This window comes from Comamonas sp. MYb21, assembly GCF_037479395.1.
In the GTDB taxonomy this organism is placed as follows: Bacteria; Pseudomonadota; Gammaproteobacteria; order Burkholderiales; family Burkholderiaceae_C; genus Comamonas.
This window is the reverse complement of record NZ_JBBGZC010000011.1, coordinates 203762-217310: the sequence shown is the minus strand read 5'-3', so window position 1 is coordinate 217310 and position 13549 is coordinate 203762. Positions and strand designations below refer to the sequence as shown.

At 65.4% G+C, this 13549-nt stretch carries 16 protein-coding genes; 12 read left to right on the top strand and 4 right to left on the bottom strand.

Annotated features, from left to right (window positions below; genetic code table 11):
* The first annotated feature begins 19 nt into the window (after positions 1-19).
* The 5 genes from WH367_RS17865 to WH367_RS17845 all read left to right on the top strand — a co-directional run bounded on the left by WH367_RS17865 (position 20) and on the right by WH367_RS17845 (position 4717).
* Positions 20-724 (top strand): SPOR domain-containing protein, encoded by a 705-nt coding sequence (locus tag WH367_RS17865; RefSeq protein WP_021025054.1) that lies wholly within the window; start codon positions 20-22, stop codon positions 722-724.
* Positions 725-780: 56 nt separating this feature from the next.
* Entirely contained in the window at positions 781-1425 is a 645-nt protein-coding gene (locus WH367_RS17860) for a thiol:disulfide interchange protein DsbA/DsbL (protein WP_021025053.1), read from the top strand.
* Between the two features lie 110 nt (positions 1426-1535).
* Positions 1536-2204, top strand: coding sequence for a lipopolysaccharide transport periplasmic protein LptA (gene lptA / locus WH367_RS17855; protein WP_021025052.1), 669 nt, complete (start codon positions 1536-1538; stop codon positions 2202-2204).
* A gap of 23 nt (positions 2205-2227) precedes the next feature.
* Positions 2228-3004: an LPS export ABC transporter ATP-binding protein gene (gene lptB, locus WH367_RS17850; RefSeq protein WP_116926389.1), complete on the top strand. Its 777-nt coding sequence runs from the start codon at positions 2228-2230 to the stop codon at positions 3002-3004.
* 105 nt (positions 3005-3109) lie between these two features.
* Positions 3110-4717, top strand: coding sequence for an RNA polymerase factor sigma-54 (locus tag WH367_RS17845; RefSeq protein ID WP_339537085.1), 1608 nt, complete (start codon positions 3110-3112; stop codon positions 4715-4717).
* 73 nt (positions 4718-4790) lie between these two features.
* On the opposite strand, the gene WH367_RS17840 is transcribed toward WH367_RS17845, so the two are convergent.
* Entirely contained in the window at positions 4791-5714 is a 924-nt protein-coding gene (locus WH367_RS17840; protein WP_339537084.1) for an aspartyl/asparaginyl beta-hydroxylase domain-containing protein, read from the bottom strand.
* Between the two features lie 131 nt (positions 5715-5845).
* Positions 5846-6598, bottom strand: coding sequence for a hypothetical protein (locus tag WH367_RS17835; protein ID WP_339537083.1), 753 nt, complete (start codon positions 6596-6598; stop codon positions 5846-5848).
* Between the two features lie 197 nt (positions 6599-6795).
* Between WH367_RS17835 and WH367_RS17830 the strand changes: the two genes are divergently transcribed.
* The 4 genes from WH367_RS17830 to WH367_RS17815 all read left to right on the top strand — a co-directional run bounded on the left by WH367_RS17830 (position 6796) and on the right by WH367_RS17815 (position 10306).
* The gene (locus WH367_RS17830; protein ID WP_312986201.1) at positions 6796-8073 is read left to right on the top strand and encodes a THUMP domain-containing class I SAM-dependent RNA methyltransferase; all 1278 of its coding nucleotides are present in this window, start codon (positions 6796-6798) and stop codon (positions 8071-8073) included.
* Positions 8070-8564, top strand: coding sequence for a putative toxin-antitoxin system toxin component, PIN family (locus WH367_RS17825; protein ID WP_339521111.1), 495 nt, complete (start codon positions 8070-8072; stop codon positions 8562-8564). Before WH367_RS17830 ends, WH367_RS17825 begins: the two co-directional genes overlap by 4 nt.
* A gap of 220 nt (positions 8565-8784) precedes the next feature.
* Positions 8785-9102 (top strand): DMT family transporter, encoded by a 318-nt coding sequence (locus tag WH367_RS17820; RefSeq protein ID WP_027010449.1) that lies wholly within the window; start codon positions 8785-8787, stop codon positions 9100-9102.
* A gap of 73 nt (positions 9103-9175) precedes the next feature.
* Entirely contained in the window at positions 9176-10306 is a 1131-nt protein-coding gene (locus WH367_RS17815) for a 3-deoxy-7-phosphoheptulonate synthase (protein ID WP_339537082.1), read from the top strand.
* A gap of 17 nt (positions 10307-10323) precedes the next feature.
* Here the strand turns inward: WH367_RS17815 and WH367_RS17810 are convergent, their stop codons facing one another.
* Together WH367_RS17810 and WH367_RS17805 are read right to left on the bottom strand one after the other, a co-directional pair.
* On the bottom strand, positions 10324-10656 hold the full coding sequence (locus WH367_RS17810; protein ID WP_021025043.1) for a YnfA family protein: 333 nt from the start codon (positions 10654-10656) through the stop codon (positions 10324-10326).
* The gene (locus WH367_RS17805) at positions 10656-11054 is read right to left on the bottom strand and encodes a hypothetical protein (RefSeq protein WP_339537081.1); all 399 of its coding nucleotides are present in this window, start codon (positions 11052-11054) and stop codon (positions 10656-10658) included. Before WH367_RS17805 ends, WH367_RS17810 begins: the two co-directional genes overlap by 1 nt.
* A 143-nt stretch (positions 11055-11197) precedes the next feature.
* Here WH367_RS17805 and WH367_RS17800 point away from each other — a divergent pair, with 143 nt between their 5' ends.
* From WH367_RS17800 to WH367_RS17790, 3 genes are all read left to right on the top strand, one after another.
* Positions 11198-11980 (top strand): IclR family transcriptional regulator, encoded by a 783-nt coding sequence (locus tag WH367_RS17800; RefSeq protein WP_116926261.1) that lies wholly within the window; start codon positions 11198-11200, stop codon positions 11978-11980.
* 45 nt (positions 11981-12025) lie between these two features.
* Positions 12026-13141, top strand: coding sequence for a CaiB/BaiF CoA transferase family protein (locus WH367_RS17795; RefSeq protein ID WP_339537080.1), 1116 nt, complete (start codon positions 12026-12028; stop codon positions 13139-13141).
* Positions 13142-13212: 71 nt separating this feature from the next.
* A complete protein-coding gene (locus tag WH367_RS17790) occupies positions 13213-13545 on the top strand; it encodes a hypothetical protein (RefSeq protein ID WP_339537079.1) in 333 nt (110 codons plus the stop codon).
* The last annotated feature ends 4 nt before the right edge of the window (positions 13546-13549 follow it).

The following is a 13549-nucleotide window of genomic DNA, read 5'->3' as shown; positions in this document are numbered from 1 at the left end:
AACAAAGGTAATAACTGCAATGCGACGACATCAACGTGGTGGAACCATCCTGGGCCTGATCCTGGGGCTGCTGGTGGGCGTGGGCGCGGCCTTGGCCGTGGCCGTGTACGTCACCAATGTGCCGGTGCCGTTTGTCAACAAAGGTGGCGTCAAGGGCGAGGCCAAGGACAAGGCCGAGGCGCAGCGCAACCAGAACTGGGACCCGAACTCGCCGCTCTATGGCAAGAACCCCGCGCGGGCACCAGCGGCTGTGGCGCCGGCCGCGCAGGGCGTGGTGGTGCCAGAGCCGCCGCGCACCGTGGCTGACAACGCCACCCCGCCGGTGGAAAACAAGCCCGCCAAGCCCGAGGTGGTGCTGCCCGATCCGGCCAAGCCTGCCGACAAGCCAGCAGACAAGACCCAGGTCGCCAAGCTCGATCCCAAGGCCGGCCAGGGCGCCGATCCGCTGGGCGATCTGGCCAAGTCGCGCAGTGCCGATGGCACCGACGGCTTCCAGTACTTTGTGCAGGCCGGCGCTTTTCGCAGCCAGTCCGATGGCGATGCACAACGCGCCAAGCTGGCGATGATGGGCTGGGAAGCGCGTGTGAGCGAGCGCGAAGTCAATGGCCGCACGGTATACCGGGTGCGCGTGGGCCCATTCAACAAGCGCGATGATGCCGATGGCCTCAAAGGCAAGCTCGATGGCGCCGGCGTGGATGCGCAAATCGTCCGCGTACAGCGTTGAACTTTTGGCGGTGCAGGACACTCCTAACCGCAACTTGTCACTGGAGTTAACAAAACATGAAACGTCGTGAGTTTTCCACTTTGGCGGCTTCCGCTACTGCCGCTTCCGCGCTGAGCCTGCCTTTCGCTACTGGCGCCAACGCACAGGCCAAGTTCAAGGAAGGCAAGGACTACCTGAAGCTGGCCAAGCCCGTCACCCCCGATGCGCCCGCTGGCAAGGTCGAGGTGATCGAGTTCTTCTGGTACAGCTGCCCCCACTGCAATGCCTTCGAGCCGCAGTTTGAAGCCTGGGCCAAGACTGCCCCCAAGAACCTGCAGATCCGCCGCGTGCCCGTGGCCTTCAACAACACCTTTGTGCCCCAGCAAAAGATCTACTTTGCGCTGGAGTCGATGGGCCTGATCCCTGACGTGCATGTCAAGGTTTTCCGTGCGATCCACGTGGAGCGCCAACGCCTGAACAAGGACGACGAGATCTTTGCCTGGATGGACAAGAACGGCGTGGACCTGGCCAAGTTCAAGGAAGCCTACAACTCCTTCAGCGTCGCAGGCCAGGTGCGCAAGGCCACCCAGCTGCAAGAGTCCTACGGCGTCGAAGGCGTTCCATCGCTGGGCGTGGCGGGCAAGTACTACACCGACGGCACCCGTGCCGGCTCGATGAGCAACGTGCTGCAAGTGGTAGAGTTCCTGGCGGCACAAGGCTGAGCGGCCTCCCCAACGCTTTAGACAAAGCCCGCACGCGCGGGCTTTTTTGTGCCAAAAACGGCCCAACGCTCCAGCATGGCTACAATGGGGCAGAGCAAGATTCATGCCTTATGAGACACCGTATTTTTAACACTTTGTTGGTGGCAGTGGCCCTGGCCGTGCCGCTGCTGTCGCACGCCGAGCGTGCAGACCGCACCAAGCCCATGAACATCGAGGCGGACGATGGCCGCCACGATGAACTCAAGCAGACCAGTGTCTTCACGGGCAATGTGGTGGTGACCAAGGGCACCATCATCATCCGTGGCGCGCAGCTGACCGTGAGCCAGGACCGCGACGGCTTCCAGCACGGCGTGGTCACCGCTGCGCCGGGCAAGCTCGCGTTCTTCCGCCAAAAGCGGGATTCCGCCCCTGGCGCGCCCGACGAGTTCGTCGAAGGCGAAGGCGAGGTCATCACCTATAACGGCCGCGACGACACCGTGCACTTTGAGCGCCGTGGCGAGCTGCGCCGCTACCGCGAGACCACGTTGACCGACCAGGTCAGTGGCCCGCTGATCGTCTACAACAACCTGAGCGACACCTTCACGGTCTCCGGCCAAAAGGGTGCCCAGGCGGCGGCCGATCCCAAGCCCGGCGCGCCCAAGAAGGACCGCGTGCGCGTGATCCTGACGCCCAAGGCCGACGGCAAGGCGGACGACAAGGCCAGCGCCCCGGCCAAGCCCGCTGCCGATGACAAGACGCCATTGCGCCCCAGCACCCAACTGAACGACGGAGCCAAGTAACCGTGGCAGAAAACTCGTCGACCATTTCCGTCAATGCCCGGGTCGCCAACAGCGACCACCGCAGCCAGCTGGAGGTCTTGCACCTGGAGAAGTCCTATGGCAGCCGCAAGGTGGTCAAGGATGTATCGCTGTCGGTGCGCAAGGGCGAAGTGGTGGGTTTGCTCGGCCCCAATGGCGCGGGCAAGACCACCTCGTTCTACATGATCGTGGGCCTGGTGCGCAGCGATGGCGGGGATATCCGCATCGATGGGCAGTCGGTGGCCAATATGCCGATCCACCAGCGCTCGCAGCTGGGCCTGTCCTACCTGCCGCAGGAAGCCTCGATCTTTCGCAAGCTCAGCGTGCAGGACAATGTGCGCGCCGTGCTGGAGCTGCAAAAGGATGAGCATGGCAAGCCGCTCTCGCGCGCCGAGGTCGAGCGCCAGCTCACCGCGCTGCTGCAGGAGCTGCGGGTCGAGCACCTGCGCGAGTCACCGTCGGTGGCGCTGTCCGGGGGCGAGCGCCGCCGCGTCGAGATCGCCCGTGCACTGGCCACCCAGCCCCGTTTTATCTTGCTCGACGAGCCCTTCGCCGGCATCGACCCCATCGCCGTGATCGAGATCCAGCGCATTGTCGCCTTCCTCAAGGAGCGCGGCATTGGCGTGCTGATCACCGACCACAATGTGCGCGAAACCCTGGGTATCTGTGACCATGCCTGCATCATCAGCGATGGCAAGGTGCTGGCCGCCGGGACGCCGCAAGAGATTGTGGAGAACGCAGAGGTCCGGAGGGTGTATCTGGGTGAACATTTCCGTATGTGACACCGCACGCCTTGGCGGGCGTGCCAGCCAAGCTACCGACCCGCGCTGCGGGCCCGGTAGGGCTGATCTGTTGCCAACTGCCGCAGCCGCTGCAAAGGCGCAGCCATGATGCCGTCGCTGTCGCTGCGCGTATCGCAGAACCTGACCCTAACGCCCCAGTTGCAGCAGTCGATTCGCCTGCTGCAGCTGTCCACGCAGGAGCTGACGCAGGAAGTCGAGCAGATGCTCGACGAAAACCCGTTTCTGGAGCGCGAGGGCGAAGAGGCCCCCGAGGCCGAAGCCGGTAAAGACGCCGCTGAATCTGCCGAGGCTGCAGAAGCAGCCGACAAGGCTGCCGATACTGCTGCCAGCGCCGACACCAGCAACAGCAGCGATTTCGAGCCCGGAACCTCCGACCAGCCGCTGGATTTTGCTGCGGGCAAGGAAACCGGCGTCGATGCCGAGGCCGCTGCCGGCGATTCGGCATCGGACTGGGAAGAGTGGGGCGGCGATCTGCCCGCCCGCTCCAGCGCAGGCGATGATGACGACGAGACGCCGATGTCCGACCGGCGCAGCGAGCACCTGAGCCTGCAGGATGTGCTGCACCGCCAGGCCTTGTCGCTGCGCCTGTGCCAGGAAGACCGGGCCGCGCTCTACTTTCTGATCGAATCGCTGAACGACGACGGCTACCTCGAAGAAACGCTGGCCGAGCTCGCGCAAAGCTTTGGCGATGCTTCGGACCCCGAGCGCTACGAGGCGCTGCTGCACCACCTGACCGTGGCGCTGCGCTTGCTGCAAAGCCTGGAGCCGATTGGTGTGGGCGCGCGCAACCTGTCCGAGTGCATGCAGCTGCAGATCAAGGCCCAGCAGCGCCTGTTGGATGAAGAGGGCTCGGACACGCCCGAGGCCGATGCGCTGGCGCTGGAGACTGCCTTGCTGGTCTGCCAGGAGTCCCTTGATCTGCTGGCGCGCCGTGATGTGCGCAAGCTGGTGCAGCTGACCGGTTGCAACGAGGCGGCGGTGCGCAGCGCGCTGGCGCTGATCGCCAAGCTCGAACCCCGCCCCGGCCGGCCCTATGCCGATGTGGACCGCAACACCATCATCCCCGATGTCATCGTGCGACCCAGCAATGAGCGCGGCCTGCCGGTGCCCGGTTTCAGCGTGCAGCTCAATGCCGAGGTGATGCCGCGCCTGCGCGTGCAGGATGTCTACGCCAATGCCTTGCGCAGCCACAAGGGCAGCGAAGGCCATGGCGCACTGCAGCAGCGGCTGCAGGAGGCGCGCTGGTTCATCAAGAACATCCAGCAGCGCTTTGACACCATCTTGCGCGTCTCGCAGGCCATCGTCGAGCGCCAGCGCAATTTCTTTGTGCATGGCGAGCTGGCGATGCGCCCCATGGTGCTGCGCGAGATTGCCGACGAGCTGGGCCTGCACGAATCCACCATCAGCCGCGTGACCACGGCCAAGTACATGGCCACGCCCCAGGGCACGTTTGAGCTCAAGTACTTCTTTGGCTCGGGCTTGGGCACCGAGACCGGCGGCAGCGCGTCGAGCACGGCCGTCAAGGCGCTGATCAAGCAGCTGCTCGACGAGGAAAGCGCGAAGAAGCCGCTGTCGGATGCAAAGATCGCCGATCTGCTGCAGGCCCAGGGCATTGAATGCGCGCGCCGCACGGTGGCCAAGTACCGCGAGGCCATGCGCATCCCGCCCGCCAGCTTGCGCAAGGCGCTGTAGCCAAAGTCTCAGCCACCATAAAAAAACCGCAGCTGCCTGGGCACTGCGGTTTTCGCTTGTGGAAGCTGCCGATTTACTTCGGCCACAGCCACCAGATGAACAAGGCCAGTACGGCCAGCATCAGGCCGAACTTGGTGAGCTTGTAGGCGGTCTTGTTCCAGGCCTTGAAGCGGCGGCGGTACTGGCCCATGTAGAACGAGATCTTGAAGATGCGGCTGATGAAGCCGCGCGGATCGCCTTCGTTGTTGGGCGAGCTGGCAGCAGCCACCACATGCGTGCCCAGCCAGCGGTTGAGCCACTGCGCAAAGCCATTGGTCATCGGGCGCTCGACATCGCAGAACAGCACGATGCGGTTGCCTTCGGAGCCGTTCTCGGCCCAGTGCATGAAGGTCTCGTCAAAGATCACGCCTTCGCCCTCGCGCCAGCTGTAGGGCGTGCCATCGACCTCGATCATGCAGCGGTCGTCATTGGGCGCCAGCACAGCGAGGTGGTAGCGCAGCGAGCCGGCATAGGGGTCGCGGTGCAGGTTGAGCTTAGCGCCGGGCGGCAGCTCGGCAAACATGGCGGCCTTGATGCCGGGGATGGCCTGCACCAGCGCCGTGGTCTTGGGGCAGAGCTCCATCGCAGACGGGTGGGCCTGGCCATACCACTTCAGGTAGAAGCGCTTCCAGCCGGTCTTGAAGAAGGAGTTGAAGCCCGCGTCGTCGTTGTTGGCCGCCGCCTTGATCTGCATGGCCTGGTGCAGGCCGATGGCCTCTTCGCGGATCTCGCGCCAGTGGGCCTGCAGCGGGGCCAGGTCGGGGAAGGTGCTGGTGGGCAGGTAGGGCGTGCGCGGTACCTTGCTGAACATCAGCATGAACACATTGAACGGCGCCGTAAAGGTGGAGTGGTCAAACAGCTGGCGCAGCAGCTTGTGCCGCACCTTGCCGCGCAGGTGCATGTAGAGGCCGCAGCCAAAGAAAAGCAGCACCAGGGCCAGAACGATGATTTTTGCCATAGACAGCGATTTTAGCGACTGCGCTGTGGCGGCTGTCTGCGCAAGCGCAAACTGGCGTGCGGCAAGGGCTGCCGGGCGGTTTGATGGCCTGCTGGCAGCAGGCCTATTGCAGCCGTCCCAGGGCCGCGCGCTTACTTGGGCTGGGCGGCGAACGCGGTTTTCAGGCGCTGCAGCATCTCGCGGTTGAGCTGGCGCTGCTGGCCGCTCCAGTGCGTCATCGCCTTGTTCAACTCGGCCTGCAGCGCATTGGCGGTCTGCCAGTCGCCCTGGCCTGCGGCCCAGATCGCGTACTCGGCCATCACATCAAAGCTGCCCGAGTGCTGGCGCGCAAAGTCAAAGCTCTTGCGCGCCATCGCCTGGTCGCCCAGCTGGGCATAGGACTTGGCCACCAGCAGGCCCACGGCCTCGGCGCGGAAATGCACATCGGCCTGGGCAATCACGCGCAGCTGCTGCAGCGCCTGCTGCGGATGGCCGGCCTGGTAGGCCGCTTGCGCAGCGCCCCAGCGGATATCGAGGTCGTTGGCAAACGGGCCCTTCATGCTGGCCTCGAAGTGGCCAAAGGCCTGTTCGGCCTGGCCATTGGCCAGCAGGGCCTGGGCCAGGCGGATCTGGTTCTGCGCGGTGGGGCTGTAGTCGTAGGCGGCCTGGGCTTCGCGCACTTCGCGGGTCGGGTCCAGCGCCTTGACGGCATTGCTCGCCAGGCTGCGGGCATGGCGCTGCAGGCGCGAATTGGGCAGGTAGATGGCAAAGAAATACACCACGCTGCCCAGGAAGGGGAAGGCCAGCAGCACAAACAGCCAGTAGTTGTTCTGGCCGCTGCGCACGGCGTGGACCGCAAAAAACAGCGCAATGATGACGTGTACGCCGGCTCCGAGGTAGGGCATCCGCATTCTCTCTGAGTGATGGAGGGGAAGGGCGGCTGCACCGAGGGCTGCGGCCCGCTCTGGGGCCAGACTATAGCAGCCAGCCACCCGTTACGCCTGCGCTATGGGCGCCGGGCTGGCGAATGCCACTGGCACAGTCCACATTCCCGTGCGCTTGGCAGACAATGGGGCAAGCGCGTATGCTTGCCCCCCTGCTTATGAACCAACTGCATTTGTTTTTGCCCTGCGCCGCCGGCGTCGAGGGCCTTTTGGCGGACGAAGTCCATGCCATCACCGGCGCCAGCGGCCAGGACCTCCTGGTGGCGCGCGGCGGCGTCATGCTGCGCGGCATGTGGCGCGATGCGCTGCTGCTGAACCTGCACAGCCGCCTGGCCCAGCGCGTGCTGGTCGAGCTCTCGCACAGCATGTACCGCAACGAGAACGACCTCTACCGCGCCGCCAGCGAGGTGGCCTGGGAGATCTGGTTCTCGCCCAAGGAGACCTTCAAGATCGAGGTCACCTCCCAGCACAGCCCGTTGACCAGCCTGAACTTTGCCGCGCTGCGCGTCAAGGATGCGATTGCCGACCGCTTCCGCGAGCGGCGCCACGGCGTGCGCCCCAGCGTGGAGACGCACCACCCCGATGTGCGCGTGCACCTGCACCTGACCACCGATGGCGCCACCATCTATATCGACACCTCGGGCGAGGCGCTGTTCAAGCGCGGCTGGCGCGAGGACAAGGGCGATGCGCCGCTCAAGGAAACGCTGGCCGCGGCGATGATTGCCGCGAGCGGCTGGGACCCGCACGGTGACGACCCGCAGCCGCTGTACGACCCCTGCTGCGGCAGCGGCACGGTGCTGATTGAAGCGGCCCAGATCGCGCGCAAGATCCCGGCCGGTATCCTGCGCCGCTTTGCGTTTGAAAAGCTGGTGCCCTTCCAGCGCCATGTCTGGGAGGCAATGCTGGACGAGGCTGAGCGCCAGATCCTGCCCCAGAGCCCCGTGGGCATCTATGGCTCGGACATCTCGTTCCGCATGGTCGATTTTGCCCAGCGCAATGCCGAGCGCGCCGGTGTGGCCGAGACCATCGAGCTGCGCGGCGGCGATGCGTTGCAGCGCATGCCCCCCTGCGAGCAGCCCGGCATGATGCTGCTCAACCCGCCGTACGGCGAGCGTATCGCGGCGGCGGGCTCTGCCGGCCGCAATGCGGCCGAGCGCATGGGCCATGTCGAGCGCGCAGGGCGCGAGACGGCGCAGACCGAAGATGGCGGCGAGTTCTTCACCCAGCTGGCCAGCCACTGGAAAAAGAACTACAGCGGCTGGAGCGCCTGGATGCTGACGCCTGACCTGAAACTGCCCGGCAAGATGCGCCTCAAGGAATCGCGCCGCACCCCCATGTGGAATGGCCCCATCGAGTGCCGCTTGTTCCGCTTTGACATGATCAAGGGGGCGCTCAAGCCCCGGGGAGAGCAGCCCGCGCCAGGCGGTCAACCATGAAGGTGGTGCTCAAGTGGCCATCGTGCAATGAAGGCTACACCGGACCACTGCCCCGGCCGGTGGTGCTGGACACCAATGTGGTGCTCGACATGCTGATCTTTGATGACCCGCATATCCCGCCGATCCGCACGCTGGTGGCGCAGGGCGCGCTGCGCTGGATTGCCGACGAGGCCCAGCGCATCGAGCTCGAACGCGTGCTGCACTACAGCCAGATCGCTCCGCGCGTGAGCTTCTACGGCAAGACGCCCGAGGGGGTGATGGCCGCCTTCGATGCCGCTGTGCAGTATGTCGATGCCGCGCCCAAGATCCGCTTTAGCTGCACCGACCCGGACGACCAGCATTTTCTGGACCTGGCCAGCCAGCACCAGGCCTTGCTGGTGAGCAAGGACAAGGCGGTGCTCAAGCAGCGCAAAAGGGTGGCCACCTACTATGGCGCCACCGTGGGCAACCTGCTGCAGATGGAGCCTGCCGAGGCCCAAGCGCTGGCCTGAGCGCCCGCGCCAGCACAGGGCGGACGCGGCTTCAACTGTTGCGCCCCAACCACCCATGGCCTGGCGGGCGATGCGCGGCCTGTGCGGCCCGTCTGGGCGCGCATCGCTATCATGGGACCCATTGCGCAGGGACGGCCCTGCATGGCGCTGCAGCAGCGGCGCGCACCTCCGCCAGGACGGCCTGGCCATTCCAATATTCCGTTTGTTCAAGGAGTTCGATATGGCCTGGGTGTATTTGCTGGTTGCCGGTGTGCTGGAGGTGGTGTGGGCGTTCACGATGAAGCAGTCCCATGGTTTTACTAACATCAAATACAGCGCGATCACGCTGGTGGCGATGATCGCCAGCTTTGGCCTGCTGTCGGTCGCGATGCGCAGCCTGCCGCTGGGCACGGCCTACACCATCTGGACGGGCATTGGCGCCGTGGGTGCCTTTATCGTGGGCATCACCGTGCTGGGCGAGGCGCTGACGCCGATGCGTGTGGTAGCGGCATTGCTGATCGTCAGCGGTCTGGTACTGATGAAGCTGTCCTCTTCCTAATGGCCTGCGGGCGGCTGCAGCGGGGATGCCTTAGGCCTGTGAACGTGTTTGCAGGCCCTGCGACAATAGCGGGATGACCGATTCTTCTACCGCTGCAGGCACCGTGCCTCGCAAGTCCCCGTCCCGGCTTTCCACGGTTGACAAGACCCGCATCGATGACACCCGCATCAAGGTGGTGCGGCCGCTGATCACGCCCGCCTTGCTCGAGGAGTGGCTGCCGATCACCGACGAGGCCTACCAACTGGTGGAATCGAGCCGCGCGGCCATCTCCAAGATCCTGCACGGCCAGGACGACCGCCTGGTCGTCGTGGTGGGCCCTTGCTCCATCCACGACCATGACCTGGCAATGGACTATGCCCGCCAGCTCAAGGTGCAGGCCGAGGCTTTGAAGGACGACCTGCTGGTGGTGATGCGCGTGTATTTTGAGAAGCCGCGCACGACGGTGGGCTGGAAGGGCTATATCAACGACCCGCACCTCGATGGCAGCTTTGCCGTCAATGAGGGGCTGGAGCTGGCGCGCCGCCTGCTGCTCGATATTCTGGCGCTGGGCCTGCCAGCCGGCACCGAGTTTCTGGACCTGCTGTCGCCGCAGTTCATCAGCGACCTGGTCAGCTGGGGCGCCATTGGCGCGCGCACCACCGAGAGCCAGAGCCACCGCCAGCTGGCCAGCGGACTGTCCTGCCCGGTGGGCTTCAAGAACGGCACCGATGGCGGCGTCAAGGTGGCGAGCGACGCGATTTTGGCGGCGCAGTCCGAGCATGCCTTCATGGGCATGACCAAGATGGGCCAGAGCGCCATCTTCGAGACCCGGGGCAACCAGGACTGCCACATCATCCTGCGCGGCGGCAAGCAGCCCAACTACAGCGCGGCCGATGTGCAGGCCGCCTGCGAGGTGCTGGCCAAGGCCGGCCTGCACGAGCAGGTGATGATCGACCTGTCGCATGCCAACAGCAGCAAGCAGCACCGCCGCCAGATCGAGGTGGCCGCCGATGTGGCCCAGCAGGTGGCAGGGGGCGACCGCCGCATCACCGGCGTGATGATCGAGAGCCATGTCCACGAAGGCCGCCAGGACATCGTCGAAGGCCAGCCGCTGGCCTATGGCGTCTCGCTCACCGATGCCTGCATCAGCATGGAGCAGACCGTGCCGGTGCTGGCCCAGCTGGCGCAAGCGGTGCAGGCGCGCCGCGCTGCCAACCAAGGCTAAAACAAGGCAGGCGCAGGTTAACGCTGCGCCGCGCCCAGCATGATCACGCCCATGCCGGCCAGGCACAGCAGCACGCCGGCGATGTCCCAGCTGCTTGGGCGGATGCCGTCGACCAGCCACAGCCAGGCAATCGCCGTCGTCACATAGACCCCGCCATACGCGGCATAGACCCGGCCCGATGCGGTCGGGTGCAGGCTCAGCAGCCAGACAAAGGCCAGCAGCGCCAGGGCCGCTGGCAGCAGCACCCAGGCCGGCGCCTTGTCCTTGAGCCAGAGATAGGGCAGGTAGCAGCCCACAATCTCGGCAATCGCCGTCAGCACAAACAAGGCGGTGGTGGTCAGCAGGGACATCAAGGGGCTTTCTCAAACAGAGGCAGGCGGGCGGCCAGTTCAGCGTCGTACTGCGCCAGTTGCTGCAGCTGGGCAAAGGCCGGCGCTGCAGCGGGCACGATGCTGTTGCCGCAGACCTGGCTATAGCCATCCAGAAACGAGGACGCCAGCTCGGCGCTGTGCAACCAGGTATCGGCGCAGGCCAGCAGCGCCGCGCATGCGGCCTCGCTGCGCCCCAGCTGGGCAATCGCCCAGAGCGCGGCCTGGCTTTCGACCTCGTCCAGATCGGCATGGTCTTGCACCAGCAGATCCAGCGCCCGCTGCTGCTCAGCGGCAGACAGCTGCTGCTCGGCCAGCAGGCGGCCGATTTCGGCAATGGCGGGTACGCGCGAGGGCATGCCGTATTGGTTCAGGCTCATCGGTGGGAGTGTTGCAGATAACCGCCACGTAGGCGGCTGGGGGCAGCAAGCGGGCATGCAAGCTGCCCATCGCGGATCAATCCCGATTAGAATTTCATAAATTGAGACATTAGTCTCGTAATAAGTAACTTATATACTGAAATATGAATTCTGAAGCGGATGGAAAACTGGTCAGCGCCTTGGTGCGCGGCGTCAGTATTTTGCAGTGCTTTAACAACAAGCAGCAAGAACTCAGTGGCAAAGAGCTGATGGACCTGACGGGTTTGCCCAAACCGACCTTGTTCCGCCTGACCGAGACGCTGTGCGAGCTGGGCCTGCTGCGCTATTCGGAGCGCCTGTCCAAATACGTGCTGGGCATTGGCGTGCTGAACCTGGCCTCGCCGCTGCTCTCGCGCATGACGGTGCGCCAGTTTGCCCGCCCGCAGATGCAGGAGCTGGCCAACTACATGGGCGGCCAGATCCAGCTGGCCGTCGGCGAAGGCCGGCGCCTGGTGCTGGCCGAGCTGGCCAATGGCATGGACAACAAGGTCTTCACGCCCGAGATCGGCGTGGCCGTGTCCTTGGTGCGCACTGCTACTGGCCGCGCCTACCTGCTGGGCCAGAGCGAGGCCGAGCGCCAGGCCTATCTGGACGAGTTGGATGGCCGCGCGCCTGAGCGTGCTGCGCTGCTGCGCGAGCGCCTGGACGATGCGCGCCAGGACCTGGCCCTGCACGGCTTTTGCCGCAGCCATGGTGACCTGCACCGCGAGATTCTGTCGATCGCCGTGCCGCTGTCGCAGCCCATCGATGGCGAGCGCTGGGTGTTTGGCGCCTCCGTCCCCACCTACAACCCCAAGAGCCGCGAGCTGGAGACCGACATCGGCCCGCGCCTGGTGACCCTGGTGCGCTCGCTCGAAGGGCTGATTGGTACTTCCAGCCTGTCCTGATCCGAGCGGGCAGCGCATCGCAAAAAACAACCACAGGAGACAAGCATGAAAGTATTGGACGGCATCAAGGTGCTGGAGATTGGCGGCCTGGGACCAGGCCCGTTTTGCGCGATGCACCTGGCCGACCTGGGCGCCGATGTGATCTCCATCGTGCGCGAGGAAAAGGGCGCAGCCCCCACCGGCAACCTGCTCAACCGGGGCAAGCGCTCGGTGTTTGCCGATCTCAAGAGCGCCGAGGGCAAGGCTCTGGTGCTGGCCCTGGTGCAGGAGGCCGATGTGCTGATCGAAGGCATGCGCCCCGGCGTGATGGAGCGCCTGGGCTTGGGCCCGGCCGAATGCCAGGCGCTGAACCCGAAGCTGGTCTATGGCCGCATGACCGGCTGGGGCCAGACCGGCCCGCTGGCCCCGCGCGCCGGCCATGACAACAACTACGCAGCGGTCTCGGGTGCGCTCTGGGGCTGCAGCCCGGCCGATGCGCGGCCCGTGTCGTCGTTTGCGATGGTGGGCGATATCGGCGGCGGCGCGCTCTACCTGATGACCGGCCTGCTCGCTGGTGTGATCCAGGCGCGCAGCAGCGGCAAGGGCTGCGTGGTGGATGCCGCGATTGTCGATGGCGCCGCCCATATGCTGAACCTGGCGCTCAGCGCCCGCCAGCGCGGCATCGTGGCCGATGTGCGCGGCCAGAGTATCCACGACAGCGCACCGTTCTACGAGACCTATGTCTGCGCCGATGGCGAGCACATCACCATTGGCAGCATCGAGCCGCAGTTCTATGCGCTGCTGCTGCAGACCCTGGGCCTGGCCGATGACCCGGACTTTGCAGCGCCTCAGTCGCAATGGGACAAGGCGCTGTGGCCGCGCCGCCGTGCACGCCTGCAGGCGCTGTTTATCACCGAGTCGCGCGCGCACTGGCAGCAGGTGTTCGAGGGCAGCGATGTCTGCTTTGGCGCTGTATTGAGCCCCTTGGAGGCCGCTGGCCACCCGCATATGCAGGCGCGTGGCGTCTACCACGAGCAAGGCGGCGTGTTGCAGGCAGCGCCCGCACCGCGCTTTGACGGCCAGGCCTATGACACGCCGGCGATGTGCGCCGCAGGCGCGCATACCGAGGCCGTACTGGCGCAGGTCACGGCAGGAGATGCGAGCGCTGCCTGGCGCCGCTGAGCGCGCCGGGGTGCGACAATGCTGCCCTGCCTGGGCAGCGCCTGACCGGGCTCAGATCAAGGGAGTTGCCAATGGGCATCGTGGTTTTTTACCTGTGCAACATGGCCGAGGAGGCCGAGGGCGGGCCGCCTGACTGGCAGCCGCAGTGCCTGGCCTATAGCGACAAGCAGATGAGCGAGGCACTGGCGCAATGCCAGCGCCTGCGTGCCGACCCGCGCCATGCGCATGTGGTGATGTCGTCCGAGCTGCGCGACATGGTCGGGCAAATAGGGGTGGCCGCCGTCGAAGACGGCCGCACGCCCGATGGCGAGCACTATGACTGGAGCAAGGCCGGGCGGGCAGGGATGAGCCGCCGCAATGCGATGGAGCCGCCCAAAACGCGCGGCAGCGCCAGCAACGAATAAGCCG

Bases quoted from the DNA above. Each gene is read 5' to 3' on its own strand.
- WH367_RS17860 (WP_021025053.1), top strand. From the start codon at position 781: ATGAAACGTCGTGAGTTTTCCACTTTGGCGGCTTCCGCTACTGCCGCT.
- WH367_RS17810 (WP_021025043.1), bottom strand. From the start codon at position 10,656: ATGTCCCTGCTGACCACCACCGCCTTGTTTGTGCTGACGGCGATTGCC.
- WH367_RS17835 (WP_339537083.1), bottom strand. From the start codon at position 6,598: ATGCCCTACCTCGGAGCCGGCGTACACGTCATCATTGCGCTGTTTTTT.
- WH367_RS17845 (WP_339537085.1), top strand. From the start codon at position 3,110: ATGATGCCGTCGCTGTCGCTGCGCGTATCGCAGAACCTGACCCTAACG.
- WH367_RS17825 (WP_339521111.1), top strand. From the start codon at position 8,070: ATGAAGGTGGTGCTCAAGTGGCCATCGTGCAATGAAGGCTACACCGGA.
- WH367_RS17800 (WP_116926261.1), top strand. From the start codon at position 11,198: ATGAATTCTGAAGCGGATGGAAAACTGGTCAGCGCCTTGGTGCGCGGC.
- WH367_RS17795 (WP_339537080.1), top strand. From the start codon at position 12,026: ATGAAAGTATTGGACGGCATCAAGGTGCTGGAGATTGGCGGCCTGGGA.
- WH367_RS17830 (WP_312986201.1), top strand. From the start codon at position 6,796: ATGAACCAACTGCATTTGTTTTTGCCCTGCGCCGCCGGCGTCGAGGGC.
- WH367_RS17840 (WP_339537084.1), bottom strand. From the start codon at position 5,714: ATGGCAAAAATCATCGTTCTGGCCCTGGTGCTGCTTTTCTTTGGCTGC.
- WH367_RS17820 (WP_027010449.1), top strand. From the start codon at position 8,785: ATGGCCTGGGTGTATTTGCTGGTTGCCGGTGTGCTGGAGGTGGTGTGG.
- WH367_RS17815 (WP_339537082.1), top strand. From the start codon at position 9,176: ATGACCGATTCTTCTACCGCTGCAGGCACCGTGCCTCGCAAGTCCCCG.
- WH367_RS17790 (WP_339537079.1), top strand. From the start codon at position 13,213: ATGGGCATCGTGGTTTTTTACCTGTGCAACATGGCCGAGGAGGCCGAG.
- WH367_RS17805 (WP_339537081.1), bottom strand. From the start codon at position 11,054: ATGAGCCTGAACCAATACGGCATGCCCTCGCGCGTACCCGCCATTGCC.
- lptA (WP_021025052.1), top strand. From the start codon at position 1,536: ATGAGACACCGTATTTTTAACACTTTGTTGGTGGCAGTGGCCCTGGCC.
- WH367_RS17865 (WP_021025054.1), top strand. From the start codon at position 20: ATGCGACGACATCAACGTGGTGGAACCATCCTGGGCCTGATCCTGGGG.